Here is a 15,313-nt window from a genome sequence, read left to right on the forward strand (position 1 = left end):
ACAATCTAAGCTACATAAAAAAACTCTCCTCTGCTTCTAGCAGGGAGAGTTTTTAGCTCACTCAATCGGATTTAATTGCGTGCTGGATTCAGCTTTGCTTGCAGTATCTTGTTGAATCCGCTCATTCTGTTTGTGGCTTGGCATTTGCCAATTTTATATGAACATCTCTCAATTGTTTGTCAGTAACCTCTGAAGGGGCTCCCATTAATACATCCTGTGCTTTACTGTTCATTGGAAAGGCAATAACCTCTCGAATATTCGATTCATTTGCAAGGATCATCACAATCCTATCAATTCCAGGTGCTATACCTGCGTGAGGGGGTGGCCCAAATTGAAAAGCATTAAAGAGTGCAGGAAATTTACTCTTGATCTCTTCATATGTATAACCTGCAATCTCAAAGGCTTTCACCATAATCTCCGTATCGTGGTTACGGACAGCCCCCGAGGACAGCTCAATTCCATTACATACAATATCATATTGGTACGCCAGGATCTCCAGAGGATTCATATTCAGCAGCGCATCCATGCCACCTTGCGGCATCGAAAATGGGTTATGGCTGAACTCTATTTTATGAGTATCAGGGTCCAATTCAAACATGGGGAAATCAACAATCCAGCAAAACTTAAACGTATCCTTTTCCAATAAATCCAGCCTTTTGCCTAATTGGTTTCGGACAGCGCCAGCTATTTTTTCGACATTTTTAAGCTCATCGGCAGCAAAAAACAGTGCATATCCCGGACCAGCTTGCGTTACATCGATCAATTCGTTTTTTACCTTCTCCGGTATAAACTTTGCAATCGAGCCGCTGAGAGACATATCATCATTAAACTTAATCCATGAAAGACCTTTCGCTCCAGACTCCATAGCAAAGTTCACGATATCGTCGTAAAAGCTTCTTGGCTGTGCTTCACAACCAGGAGTAGCAATAACTCGTATCGTTTTATTTTTAAACACTTTAAAATCACTCTCTATAAAAAGCTCTGTAACATCATGGATAATTAATGGATTTCTTAAATCAGGTTTATCGCTCCCATATTTGAGCATGGCTTCTTGATAGGGAATTCTACTAAAAGGCTTTGAAATTTTAAAATGTGTAAATTCAGAAAAAACTTCATACAGCATATTTTCAACGACATTAAAAACATCTTCCTGTGTAGCAAAAGCCATTTCCATATCCAGCTGATAAAACTCACCGGGTGATCTGTCTGCTCTTGCATCCTCATCTCTAAAGCACGGAGCAATTTGAAAATATTTATCAAAGCCGGAGACCATTAATAGTTGTTTGAATTGTTGAGGTGCCTGAGGCAAGGCATAAAATTGACCTGGATGCACTCTACTAGGAACTAAATAGTCTCTGGCGCCCTCTGGAGATGAACTTGTCAGAATCGGTGTCTGAATCTCTAAAAAATCCAAATCAATCATCTTTTTTCGGATACTTTGAATGACTTTAGAGCGAAGTACAATATTATCATGTAGATTTTCATTGCGCAGATCCAGGAAACGATACTTTAATCTTAAATCTTCCCGGGCTTCATGTGCTGAAGATACTTCAAAAGGCAATGGGTTCATGACCTTCCCTAACACTTCTATCTCCTTGGCAACGACTTCAATATATCCGGTTTTCATTTGGGGACTGATCGTGCTTGCGAACCTGTGACATACAGTTCCTACGACAGAAATGGTTGATTCCCTGCTGATCTTGGATACGAAATCCTTTAATTCATTAGGATCAGAGACAACGATTTGCGTAACCCCATAATGATCCCTAAGGTCAATAAAAACAATCCCGCCAAGGTTACGCATATTTTTAATCCAACCTGCAATTCTCACGATTTCCCCGACATGCGTCTGATCCAGTTCTCCACAGTTATGAGTTCTATATCTATGCACAGAAACACCCTCTTTCTTTTACCCTAGTATCTACATGGTTTCAATGATGTAACCCATGGTCTGATTGCATATATTGCTACTCTATTCTGCATGAATCCGGCCATGGGCTTATACGGTTAGAACATACTGCACTTCATTATTAGCTTCTTGCCCTAGCTTGAATCCAACTAGATTGTAAGACTAGCAGTTAAAGCTTTAAATCTTTCATTCAGGTACTCTGCAGTCTCAACCATTATTTTTTGTCCTATATCGTCAACATGTCTATTCTTCCAATTCTCAAGATCTGTCCCCTTAACCCATTGATTAAAAGCGCCGAGGGCTGGTCCGCAGTGTACTTGATAATCGACTCTGTTGTTTTTGTCGCCATTAATGGCAAGTCGAGTAGAATAAGTAAAGTACCATCTAAATATCAAGGCCATCTTCCGTTTCGGGATTCTTTCAGCTTTTTCAATGATTTCAGGCGGATAATAAGCTTTAATATCTTCGTAGACTTGTTCAATACTCTTCTTAAAATACTTTTCTTCAATATAGTGTTTTGTTTCTCTATCAATTTCATCTATGGAATTATAATTACGGTAAAGATCATATAATTTATTCGCCCTGGCTGGGAAAAACACTCCTTTCTTCATAACCTGAACTTTTGCGCCCATTTCAAACATATCCCCTGCTGGAGCGTAGTCCGTATCCTGAATGTTTAACTGCTGAAGCAAATCTTTTACTTCATCACTCGTCCCTGCTTCAACTGTGCACTGATTGATTGAACCCGTCATGATAAAATCAGCACCCAGTATAAACGCCGCCGCTGCAGCTTGTGGAGTCCCTATTCCCCCGGCTGCCCCTACCCTTATACTTTTATTGTATTTATACTTTCGAATCGCTTCATCCCTCATCTGAAGCATCAGCGGGACCAATACATAAGCAACTGCATGGTCAGTATGCCCGCCTGAGTCAGCCTCGACGCACAAATCATCTACCATGGGAATTTCCATCCCCATCATCGCTTCTTCCCGGCTGATCCTATTTTCCGCCAGCAGCTTATTGATAATATTCTGAGGCGCAGGACTCAGGAAGGCTTCAACAACCTCTGGCCTGGATACTTTCGCAATAATTCTGTTCTGTGGCGTAACATTTCCCTGTGCATTCCGTCTCAGCCCCTTCAGCCTGTACCTAACCAAAGAAGGTGTGATACTCATAAACGCAGAGGCTTCAATATTTCTAACACCGTATTTTATGTACAAATCAACGATGTTATTTTCTATGTCTGGGTGGTCCGGCACATGAATCAGATTCATTCCATAGGCTTCGCCATGGTTCAATTGCTTCTGAATATACTTTATGGTTTCCTCCAGAGCATCCATCTTCACTCCCCCAGCTCCAAAAAATCCCATCATCCCTGCCTTTCCTGCTGTTACGACCATCTCTTTTGAAGAGATTCCCTTGTACATAGAGCCTATAAGATACGCATACTTAATTCCGTAATCTTGTTTAAATTCGCTATGCCCAAGAGACTCTGCCGTAAATCGTTTGCTGGATTCCAGTACGTCATGACCGGATTTTGTTCTGGGAGCCTGTCGCTTTTCGGATATCGATTCATCATTTCTCAACGTATCCTTCGACATCCTCTTCTGTACCTGTTCGTTTCGGTCTTCAACCTCTGTCACGATCAATGGCTCGGCTTCTCGTTGTATGGCATTAACCAATCCTGCCACAACATTTCCAGGCCCGATTTGGATAAACTGGGTTACACTTTTACCCATCAGATACCGTATACTCTCCGACCACTTGACCGGGCTTACAATCTGGTTGATCAGCGTGCTTCTTAAGTCCTGCTGCTTGTAGGGTCTGGCATGGACATTGGAAATAACGGGTATTTTGATGTTCGAGAATTCGAATGGCGCCGCATAGGCTTCAAATTTCTGTTTGGCATTTTCCATATACCTGGAGTGAAATGCTCCACTTACATTCAAAACCACATAATTTCGGGCTCCTGCATCTTCAAAAATCGGTTTCGCCTGCTCAATCAGTTCCTTTGGCCCTGAAATGACAATCTGGCTGGGCGAATTATAGTTGGCAACATCGAGCTCTATTAATTTATTTTTCTCCATTACTTCCCGAAACACTTCTTCTTTCAAGCCTAAAACTGCCGCCATTCCGCCACCAGTAGCCCGAGCCATCAGCTCTCCTCTTTTTTGGACCAGCTTCAAGCCGGTTTCAAAATCAAACGCTTCCGCGGCAAATAAAGCATTATATTCACCCAAGCTATGTCCTGCAACATAATCGGGTTTTATTCCGGTCTCTCTTATTTTTTTCAGATAGCTTAAAGCGTTTACGACGAATAGGGCTGGCTGGGTAAAATCCGTTTGCCCGAGCTGGTTGGCAGGGTCTTCAAGGCACAGCTTCTGAATAGAATAACCAAGAACTGCATCCGCTTTGGCAACGAATTCTGGAAATTCATCAAACAGTCCTTCGCCCATACCTTTTACTTGAGCTCCTTGTCCAGGGAACAGATATGCGATCATTGATTTCCTCCTTGTTAGTAATGGATGCATATTAGGCAAATATTTCGAACAGACGATCCAAATTTTTTATGTCCTGTTGAAAAGGGGAGAGAATAGAACAGACGCTTGCCTTTTTCTTGGGGCCAAAATTATACTTTACAAAATTAGCAAGCGTGCCCGAGGGACCGAGATCAATATAGACAACCCCGTCCCTGTCTCCCAGACACTTTAGAGCGCTCTGAAATTGCATAGGCTTTCTAGTAACATCCCAAAGAAAACGGTTGTCAAGCCATGTCGTCTTCCCGCCGTACATAGATGAAACCATATTTATTTTAGGGCTTCTTATGGTCATGAGCTTTAAAAATTCCGTATATTCCAATGCGATTGGGTCCATTAAGGAAGCATGAAAAGCATAGTGTACTGGCAGTCTTTGACAGATCATCTCATTTGCCTTCAAATAGTGTTCAATCTCTGACAGACCCTCGCAGCTGCCTGAAATAACAAAATGCGAGTCAAAGTTGATGGATGCCAGCTCTGAGTTGGTATTCAATATGGGTACTTCATCATACAGACCGGGATCGCCAATGACGGCCATCATGCCCCCTTTCGGACAGTACGTCTCCACCAGCTGTGCTTGCTTGATAATGCATTGAAGTGTGTCCTCATAGCTCATGCAGTCAGCCACAGCAACAGAAACAGACTCACCCAGGCTAGAGCCTAAAACATAATCAGGGTAAATTCCCTTTTCCAATAACACCTGTGTGAGCGCATATTCAACCATAAAAATGGCAGGATGAGTATATAGCAGGTTGTCAAACTCTTCTCCCCTGCGACGCGTGTCATCGAACAGCGTTTTTAATACAGACCTGCCTGTAACATCCATATGAATCTCATCCAACCTGGTCATCCATGTTCGGAAAACCGGGTTGGACATATATAATTCCTTTCCCATACCGTAGTATTGCGAACCTTGACCTGAAAACATAAAAACCACTGATCTGTCCATCCGAGTAACCCCCACAACGTATTGATCAGACTCGCCTAAGCAGTTCCTCTATCATTCACAGTTCATAACAAATTGCGCACTAATTGCATTTGGGATGCCGTAGGATTACTTTCATTAAGAACATTCTCCATATGCTGCCTGATTGCAGGTTTGAATTTCGGTTCTGTGATGATATATAGCTGCCCTTTTCGGATGCCCTCAAAAATCTGATGGGCCACATCCTCTGGAAGTATGCCATTTTGGACAGCCTTGCGAGCCAATTCGGTAATGACTTGTCTTTCGGGCGGAAGATTTCCACTCCCATCTGGCTTACGCAGCTCTGTCGGGCGGTTTCGCTCTGCATCCATAATTTGAGTACGGACGAATCCCGGACACACAACCGACACTCCCACATTAGAACCGATCAATCTGAGCTCTTGATATAGCGTTTCAGACAGGCTTAAAACGGCATGCTTTGACGCGCTGTATATTCCATTTCCAGGACCGGACAGCAGACCAGCAATCGATGCTGTATTTACAATATGGCATGGAGTTTTTTGTTTCACCATAATAGGAACAAAAATTTCGGTAGCAAACAGAATTCCCCAAATGTTTACGTTAATTACCCACTGCCAATCTGCCACAGTATTCTCCCATAATAAGCGGCCTGTGCCGGCATCCACACCTGCATTATTGAACAAAAGATGCACAGCACCAAAGGTCTGAACTGTTTTTTGCGCTAATAAACGAATATCAGCTTCTTTGGAAATATCGGTCACAACAGATAGTGTAGCTGCGCCCATTTCTTGCAATTCTCGTTCAGTCCTTAGAAGAGCCCCCTCCTCAATATCCGCCAGAACAACCTTCATCCCTTCATTGACACATCGGTCTGCAATAGCTCGGCCAATTCCGCTGGCAGCTCCCGTAATCACAGCTACCTTATCTTTAAACTCCCTCATGTTTACCTCCGGAATATTCGTATTTTTCGTTAGACAGGGTTTTGTTCCCCAATGTGTGCTCAGAAAGGAGAAGTCGGTAAGGGAATTCTACGAACAGTGTGTCCCTCATGGAGCGCCTCCCACGTAATCCTGCCTCCCTGGGTCCAATACATCGCAATATTTTCCAGATTTCTCTCCTCTAGAAGTATTTGAGAAACTTTCTCGCCTACTTTTCCTGACAGAAGTGCACTTTTATTTGAATCTTCTCCGCCTTCTCCGATAAATACTGGAATAGATGCTCTCTCCGGCTCGTTGCCCTGGCCGACTGACTCGATAAGCTCTCTAAGACCAGTTCGCAATTCCTCCCGTGAGCTCGCTACGATTGCCGCCCGGCACTTCATCGCTTCACGGCCTGTCTGAAGGGTGAAAGCAATATCATGTAAGGAAAGCTCGTGCTGCTGCTCTACATATTCAAGTAATTGACTCGCAAGCGCATTTAGTCGCTCCCAGTTTATGTCTGAGAGAATCACTACTTCTGTCTGATCTGCCCCTTGCAACTGGACAGCTTCTTTTGGCGAAGGGATGTATTCTTCCAGAATAAAATGAACATTCGATCCCCCAGCACCGAAGGAGCTTACTGTTGCCCGTAGCGGAAATTCCCGCTCTTCTCCCTCCAGCTCTATTACAGGCCGCTTCCATTCCTGAAGCTCCCGCTGCAAATAAAATGGAGTATTGCTGAACGTAAGATTAGGATTCAGCTTTTCCGCTTTAATGGTGGGAACCAGCTTTCGATGCCACAATTGCAATATGGCCTTGGTAAGCTGCGATATCCCCGAGGCCGCTTCTGCATGGCCTATATTGGATTTAACCGAACCCATGGCACAAAAGTGCTGCTCATCCGTAAATTTCTGGAAAGATTTTTTCAAGGCGACTAGCTCAATCGGGTCTCCTAATGTAGATCCATTGGCTGCTGCCTCTACATAGCTGACTGTCCGAGGGTGAATGCCGGCTTTCAAAAAGTTCTCTTCAACAAGTTGTGCCTGTGCATTGGGATTGGGGACCGTGTACCCGTTACTGTGTCCTCCATGATTAGTGGCCGTAGATTTGATGACTGCTAAAATGCAGTCTCCATCCTCCTCTGCCTTATGAAGCGGCTTTAAGAGAACTGCCCCAACACCTTCAGCAGGAAGATATCCGTCTCCATCCGCAAAGCTTCGACTTTCTTCATGGCTTCCGATCAATTGGTTCTGGCTGGATTCAATATACTTTTTGGGGCTTGTCAACAGATTCCCACCGCCAGCTACTGCGATTTGACACTCACCTCTGATCAGGCTTTCACATGCCATATGGACAGCCACAGCAGAGGAAGAGCTCATCGTATCAATGGATATGCTCGGTCCCTGGAAATTGAAATAATGCGACATGGGGTTGGCGACGGCAACAGAACCAAAGGATGTGATCCGAGGGGCATCCGTATTTGTATCACAGGTGCAGTATTTATGATACGTAGCACCAACGTAGACCCCAACCTTGGATTGGTGTTTTTTCTGTAGCATCTCTCGCGTATATCCCGCACTTTCCAGCAGGCTCCATATCATTTCCAGGAAAAGCTGTTCCATAGGGTCCATCAAACTCACCTCATAAGGAGTGAGGTGAAAGAAAGAAGAATCCAACGGATTTATTCTGTTTAGGAAGCCCCCCCACTTGCAGTAGGTTTTTCCCGGTTTATTTCTTTCTTTATCAAAGTAAAGATCGTGATCCCAGCGATCTTTGGGAACTTCGGTAATGCAGTCCTTGCCCTCTTGGAGATTTCTCCAGAATTCTTGAATATTTTCCGCTCCAGGATATTTTCCAGACATCCCGATGACAGCAATGTCCATCGCTCCTGTTTCTGTTTTTGTTTCTATTTTTGTCTTCGTTTCTTTTGCCTCCTCCTTAGGCTCTACTCGCACTGACGAAATAGGTGAGTGCCGAAATAAAGGAGAGGGCGCTTTTGCATGCTCTACGATGCCCATGGATTTCGTGCTGGCTGCCGCGACTAGCTCTTGTTCAGCACCAAACAAAGCGTTCAATTCGTCCCGATGAGATTCCAGGAAGTAAGCCGTTAAACTCTGGATATTCGGATATTCAAACAGTAAGGTTCTGGACAGTGATCCAAACGTTTCTTCCAACTGATCGGTTATTTCCATAGACTTTATGGAGTCAACCCCATAGTTTTCTAAGTTTTTATCCTCTTCAATGCGCTGTTCCGGCAGTCCAGTGGATGAGGAAAGTAAGCCCTTTAGATAACCCGTTATCTGATCACGCAACCGCTCTTCTCCAGCCAGGGATTTTGTCTCATTGGCTACGGAAGCCGTGTCAGCTATTGCACTTACAGTCGCTACCTGATCCAGACCAAACAAAGTGCTTAATTCGTCTCGGTGAGATTCCAGAAAATATTCGGTTAAGCTTCGGATATTCGGATATTCAAACAGTAAGGTTCTGGACAGTGATCCAAACGTTTCTTCCAGCTGATCGGTTATTTCCATAGACTTTATGGAGTCAACTCCATAGTTTTCCAGATTTTTATCCTCTTCAATGCGCTGTTCCGGCAGTCCGGTAGACGATGAAAGCAAGCCTTTTAGATAACTTGTCACCTGATCACGCAACTGTTCTTCTCCTGGTCGAAGTTCTGTATCCATTGCTGTCGTAGCGGTGGTGGCTTTTACACCTACAGTTACTGCCTGCTCCAGACCAAACAGAGCGATTAATTCGTCTCGATGAGATTCCAGAAAATACTCAGTTAAGCTCTGAATATTCGGATATTCAAAAAATATCGTCTTCGACACCTGATCGAACGTTTTCTCCAACTGGTCAGTCAGTTCCATGGACTTGATAGAATCCACCCCGTAATTTTCCAACGGCGCATCCTCTTCAATTCGATATGCAGGCAGTTCGATTGACGAAGACAACAAAGTCTTCAAGTAATGGGCCGTCTTTTCACGCAGCAGATGTTCATCTTGGACGGACACTGTCTTATTTGCTGAGAAAGAAGCGATGTTGTCTTCTGATCCGAGTCTCTGATCTCGGGCTGCTTCTCCGCTGTCTTCAAGCTGTCCTTCCATAATCATCATTCTGCTGATCAGCTCAATGTCTCCTTCTACCACCATCGCTTGATTCGATATGCAGGCTATACTTTGATACAACGCACGAATACCAGTCTCTGTCCTCATCGCATACATGCCTACATTCTGCAAAGCTTTTTCCGTCTCCTGGTCAGGTCGCATTCCGCCGTCTTTCCATAACGGCCAATTGATCGACAGCGTTTTGCCCATACGCTCCCAGGAGGATACCAAAGTATTACGATACCAAGCATAGGCATCCATGAACGCATTCGCGGTGGCATAGTCAGACTGACCCGCATTTCCGCCCACTCCTGCAGCTGATGAGAAAAGAATAAAGAAATCTAGGAGCATGTCCTTACTGGCCTGATCCAAATTGGCTAGTCCGACCACCTTCGGTGCCAGAACTTCCCTGAATTCTGCGCTCGTCTTTTTGATAATATAGTTATCTTTAATGATTCCAGCACTGTGCAGAATGCCGTTAATTCCGCCGTATGCCATTTGGATGTCCTCAATCAGGCCAACCACCGCTGCCTTCTGCGTGACATCCACCTGTCTGTATTCCACCTTGGCGCCAAAAGCCTTCAATTCTTCCAATTGGGCCAGCTTGTCCTCGGTCAGCAGGGACCGCCCAGTCAGAATCAAGGTTGCTTCCCTGGTCTGGCGCGCAATTTCTTTGGCAAAAATTAGACCCAGGCCCTTGGCACCTCCAGTAAGCAGGTAAACCCCATGATCTTTCCATGGAATTTGTGGTGTCGCTGGCATTTCAACCTTGTTCCAGGCAGGAATCCAACGTTTACCTTCTACAAAACGGATGCGGCTGTCCTCTGGACGCTGACTGCTCGACCTTAATATTTCAATGAGTCCTTCATTTTTTTCCGTTTCCCCTACTTCAATCAGTTGCCCGTAGAACTTTGGATTTTCCTTATGAGCCGTTTTGAGTATGCCGCACAGCCCGGAGAAAAGTAGCTTCTCATTTCCAGACATCGTTACCATTTGTACCAGCACTTTGCCTTTAGGCTTGTCCATTAGGATGCCTTGTATTTTCTCAAAAACCTGAACGGCATATGTTTCAAAGCGTCGGTCGACCTCTTCCATGCGGGCTTGTAGGGTGATGCATTCCACGCCTGTCAAGGAGGCCTCGACATGTACTGCAGCTATGGCATCTGTCTCACAAAGTATGACCACATGCCGTTCGTAGTCGGTTGCTATGGTTTCCTTATTAGCCGCCTGTTCTTTCCAGAATGGCTGTAGCATCATTGCACCGAGCGGTTGCTCACAAGTCTCCGCTTCCTTATAGGAGACCCCTTTTATGCGCACACAGATTCTGCCTGCCTCGTCGCACAAATCAATATCATACTTGTGCATCTTATGATTAATCTGATTTCCTCTTCCATGCCGTACTAACGCCCATATTTTGCTTGGACATTCCTGAAATATTTGAAGCTTATCTATCGCAGTCGGCAGTATTTTTTCCCGAGAATCAATGCCATTGAACTGCATAACATTTTCATTATTCGAAAGCAGGTATAACGGCAATTGCAGGGCAGCACTTGTCATGAAGGGATGCACAACAAATAGGCCCCCAGTATTCGCAATACCGGAAGGCAGTGATAGCTTGGCCAACACCAAACCCTGACCTATATAAACTTGCTCAGCGGACTGGAATTCCGAATCGTAGTTGGCTCCAGTCGTGCGCAGTGCTTCATCGTCTCCCCTAGGTAAAATATGATCAATGCACTCCATCTGCAAAGCCTGAATATCTAATGTTTCCGTTCTATTTAAAGCCTCCAGCTCGGCACTTCCCTCGCTGTGTAAGACAGGATCTCCTGCTTCGGTTCGTGTGCTGTAAATTTTGAAGCCAATTCCACCTTGATCTCCCGGAAAGAGTCCTATATGTATTTCCGGCTGATCTCCTATGACAGGAGCATGTGTCCATACCATGTCTGTGAGTGTGATGCCTGCCTGACCCTTCTCCTGAACTGTTAACGATTGTTCAACCGCTGCCCGCGCCATTTCAAGACATGCTCCATCCGACAGGACAAGTCTTCCATCAACGACGGAGTTATTCAGATAAAACTCCTGACCGTTGAAGATTGAGCTGAATCTTTGCTCAGAAAGAACGGAGGTATTGTGATGCAGTAAGGGGTGCAGATATGCCGGAGTGACGCCAGCGGGCTTTTCTTCATCTACTGATATCCAGTAGCGTTCCCTAGCAAAGGGATACGTGGGCAAACTGATGCGGAAAGGCTGGACATCACTGTAAAGTCTGTTCCAGTCAATGTGCACACCCTTGACCCACAATTCCGAAAGCCTGCCGTATTTCTCTGCTAGATTCCAGACATCAGAGGATTCATCCAGCGCTTCTTCCTGCTTAACGACATCTAAACTCTCCTTATCTCGTTTAGCCTGTCCCCGATAAAGCTGTACAATATTCTGCCTTCCCCCAATAAATTCCTGCAGCTTGTTTCTAAGTTCCTCCACTGACTGAACGACCACAGCAAGGCGCTCTTCCATCGCCTCACGCCCTATCTGCAAGGTGTAAGCCACATTTATCAGGTCATTATCCGAGAAGTCATTTTTATCCATTGCAGCAGTCAATTGAACAGCCTGATCTTTCAATGCTTCATCACTTTTGGCCGACAATACAATGACAACCGGCTTTTGCGGAGTAGAGGCAGCCTGTTCTGCTGGAATGTATTCTTCAAGAACGATATGGGCATTAGATCCTCCGGCTCCGAAGGAAGATATCCCTGCAATTCTAGGGTATTCCCGTTGCTCGCCGTCTTCTTCGAGGATCGGACGTTTCCATTCAGAAAGCCCTTGCTGAACTGCAAATGGCGTTTTGGCAAAATTTATATTGGGATTCAATACTTTGGCATGCAGACTTGGGGCAATTTTCTGGTTTTTCATTTGCAGAATAATTTTAGCGACACCCGCAATCCCTGCAGCCGCCTCCAAATGGCCTATGTTTGATTTTACCGAGCCAATCGCACAGAATCCTGTATCCTGTGTATCTTTCTTGAAAGCCTGGGTAAGGCCAGTGATTTCAATAGGATCACCAAGCTCGGTCCCTGTTCCGTGGGCTTCAATATAACTGACTGTTCGAGCATTGACGCCTGCTTTATCCAAGGCCTCTCGGATCAATTCTCCTTGTGCTACCGGATTAGGAACGGTATACCCGTTTGTTTTTCCGCCATGATTGATACTAGTTGCGCGAATAACTGCATAAATATGGTCCTTGTCGGCAATGGCCCGAGATAAAGGTTTGAGCAGCACAACGCCCGCACCTTCACCAGGGACAAATCCATTCCCCCCTTCGCCAAAGCTCTTGCACCGTCCCTCTGGCGATAGCATTCGCATTGTGCTTAGAAAAACATAGTTGGAAGGATGAAGATATAAGTTAACTCCACCTGCAATGGCAATCTCGCATTCTCCGTTATGAATATGCTCACAGGCCTCATGGATTGCAGTTAATGACGAGGAGCACATGGTATCGACCGAAAAGCTCGGCCCCTTCAAATTCAAGAGATACGATATTCGATTGGCTACCGAACTGAACGATGTGCGAGGAAAGATCGGTTTGCCTTGCTCCCACAACTTGGGCCCGTATAAATTGAAGCCTGTTGCGGTAATGCCTGCAAAGACGCCGATGCGCCCATTGTATTGCACTGCAAGCTGATCTCTGCTATATCCAGCATCCTCGAAGGCCTTCCAGCATTCTTCCAGGAATATCCGTTCCTGAGGGTCCATACTCATCGCTTCCCGGGGCGATATATTGAAGAAAAGAGGATCAAAATCTGCGAAATCCTCTACAAATCCCCCATATTTGCTATAGCTTTTGCCCTTCTCCACAGCTTCCTTGATGTCAGGAGAATAAAATCCTTCCCTCTTCCAGCGATCCGCAGGGACCTCTGTAATACAATCTTTGCCCTGTTGTAAATTGCTCCAGTATTCTTCCATATTTTTCGCTTGTGGAAATCGTCCGCTCATGCCAATAATGGCTATTTGCTCGTGTTTCGCACTGCCTGTGTCTATAGCTGCGCTGCTAGTGCGATGTTTTTCTTCCTGTGGCAGAGTCGGCAATGATAATTCGCTATTAACATGCAAGGATGCAGGGACGAAGTTTTCTTCCGGCTCCAGCCGTCTGCCAAGTCCTGTCCACCGTACGCATTCCTCATAGTAGTCAGCAATAAAATATTTCGCTACCGCTTCCAACGTCTGATATTCAAAAAACAGGGTCATCGAGATTTCACCAAAAACTCCCTGAAGCTTTTGATTGAGCCTTGTAATCATGATGGAGTCTATGCCGTAGCTCTCCAAAGGCTCACTGACATCAATCTTTTCAACGCTCAGCTTAGTCACTTCTCCAAACAACACTTTAAGCTGGTGCAAGGTTTTTTCCAGAAGCAGATCAGGATTTATTGGTGAAGAAGCTGTCTCTTCAACGTACACGTTCTCCTGTGGCTGAGGCTCCAATAGATGCTTCCGCAATCTGGACAAATCCCCCTCTATCACCAGCACCTGCTTCTGGCCAGAGGCCAGGCTATCATATAAAGCCTTAACGCCGTTTGAAGTTTGCATGGCCACCATGCCAATACTTTGCCAAACCCTCTCCGTTTCAGCATCCGCATGCATGCCTCCATCCTTCCAGAGAGGCCAATTGACAGACAGCGTCTGCCCTTTGCGCTCCTTGCAAGAGACGAGGCTGTTTCGATAAAAGGCATAGGCATCCATAAACGCATTTGCTGCGGCATAGTCGGCCTGACCAGGATTGCCCATAATCCCTGCGATGGAAGAGAAGAAAATGAAGAAATCAAGATCTAGCTCCTTCGTCGCCTGATCCAAGTTGACCACCCCGGCTACTTTGGGCGCCATTACTTCCTTGAACTCTTCCTGTGTCTTATGAATCATAAAACGATCCTGTATCACCCCTGCGCTATGGAGGATGCCATCAAGCCCCCCGTGCTCCTCTCGGATCTTTAGGAGCAGTTGCGAGACCTCTTCCTTTCGGGATACATCCGCTCGTTTGTACTCTACGCGGGCTCCCAGCGCCTTCAACTCCTCCAGTATGACCTGCTTGCCTTCATCAAGCATGGAACGTCCTACAAGGACTAGCGTAGCTTCTCGGACTCGCCGGGCGATATCTCTCGCCAAAACAAGCCCTAAACCTCCTGCACCGCCCGTAATCAAATAAATCCCCTGATCCTTCCAGGGCACTCTTCCCGGAGTTTCAGGGGCTTTCATTTCATTCCAGCTGAGAATCAGACGTTTACCGTTCTCATACCGTATCCTTTTGTCTTTGGGGTATTGACTGTTCTCTTTCAATTTCTCAACGATCTCTTCCAAACCTGTAGCTTCCAATTCAACAAATTGCCCTACGATTTTTGGATTTTCTTTTTCGGCTGTTTGCAGCAATCCCAAAAGCCCAGCAAAGAGCTGCTGCCCGGTTTGTGAAGAAGCAGCAATCTGTACCAACACGCTGCCCCTCAAGTTCTCTTTGAGGAGCATTTGCACTTCTGCAAGCAGTTGAAGGGCATAGCCCTGAAAGCGTTCATCCATGCCGGTCAAACCGGCATGGAGCTTGATGCATCGGGTTCCTTTCATGAGCGCTTCAATACTTCGCTCTGAGATATGATCAAGTTCACAAAGCACCACCAGATGCTGGCTACATTCATGAAGAGTCGCTTTTTGGAGCGCAGCTTGCTCTTTCCATGAAGGCTCAAGCATAAGGACTCCTGTATCCGCCAGAGCCCCCTCCGTATTCCCTGCTCTGCTGTGCAGAGTTCCATCTGAAGCCATTTGAGCTTGAATTTGGCGTATTCTGAGGAGAGCCTCCTCTTTCTGCATCCGTCCGCTTTTTACCTCACCCAGAATAGTTTGAAAAAAGTCCTTCATCT

5 protein-coding genes are annotated in these 15,313 nt (G+C 45.5%); all 5 read right to left on the bottom strand.

All coding sequences use genetic code 11. From position 1 onward, the window contains the following. Positions 1 to 121: 121 nt before the first annotated feature. Entirely contained in the window at positions 122 to 1,891 is a 1,770-nt protein-coding gene (gene aspS / locus ACUC6J_RS15635; protein ID WP_447249075.1) for an aspartate--tRNA ligase, read from the bottom strand. Positions 1,892 to 2,058: 167 nt separating this feature from the next. Beyond that, positions 2,059 to 4,410, bottom strand: coding sequence for an ACP S-malonyltransferase (gene fabD, locus ACUC6J_RS15640; protein ID WP_447250300.1), 2,352 nt, complete (start codon positions 4,408 to 4,410; stop codon positions 2,059 to 2,061). Between the two features lie 31 nt (positions 4,411 to 4,441). Next, positions 4,442 to 5,395, bottom strand: a complete 954-nt coding sequence (locus ACUC6J_RS15645) for an acyltransferase domain-containing protein (protein ID WP_447249076.1) — start codon at positions 5,393 to 5,395, stop codon at positions 4,442 to 4,444. 62 nt (positions 5,396 to 5,457) lie between these two features. Then, positions 5,458 to 6,333, bottom strand: a complete 876-nt coding sequence (locus tag ACUC6J_RS15650; protein WP_016822429.1) for an SDR family NAD(P)-dependent oxidoreductase — start codon at positions 6,331 to 6,333, stop codon at positions 5,458 to 5,460. 59 nt (positions 6,334 to 6,392) lie between these two features. Further along, a complete protein-coding gene (locus ACUC6J_RS15655; protein ID WP_447249077.1) occupies positions 6,393 to 15,311 on the bottom strand; it encodes an SDR family NAD(P)-dependent oxidoreductase in 8,919 nt (2,972 codons plus the stop codon). Between the last annotated feature and the right edge of the window lie 2 nt (positions 15,312 to 15,313).

This window comes from Paenibacillus sp. JJ1683 (genome assembly GCF_053006485.1).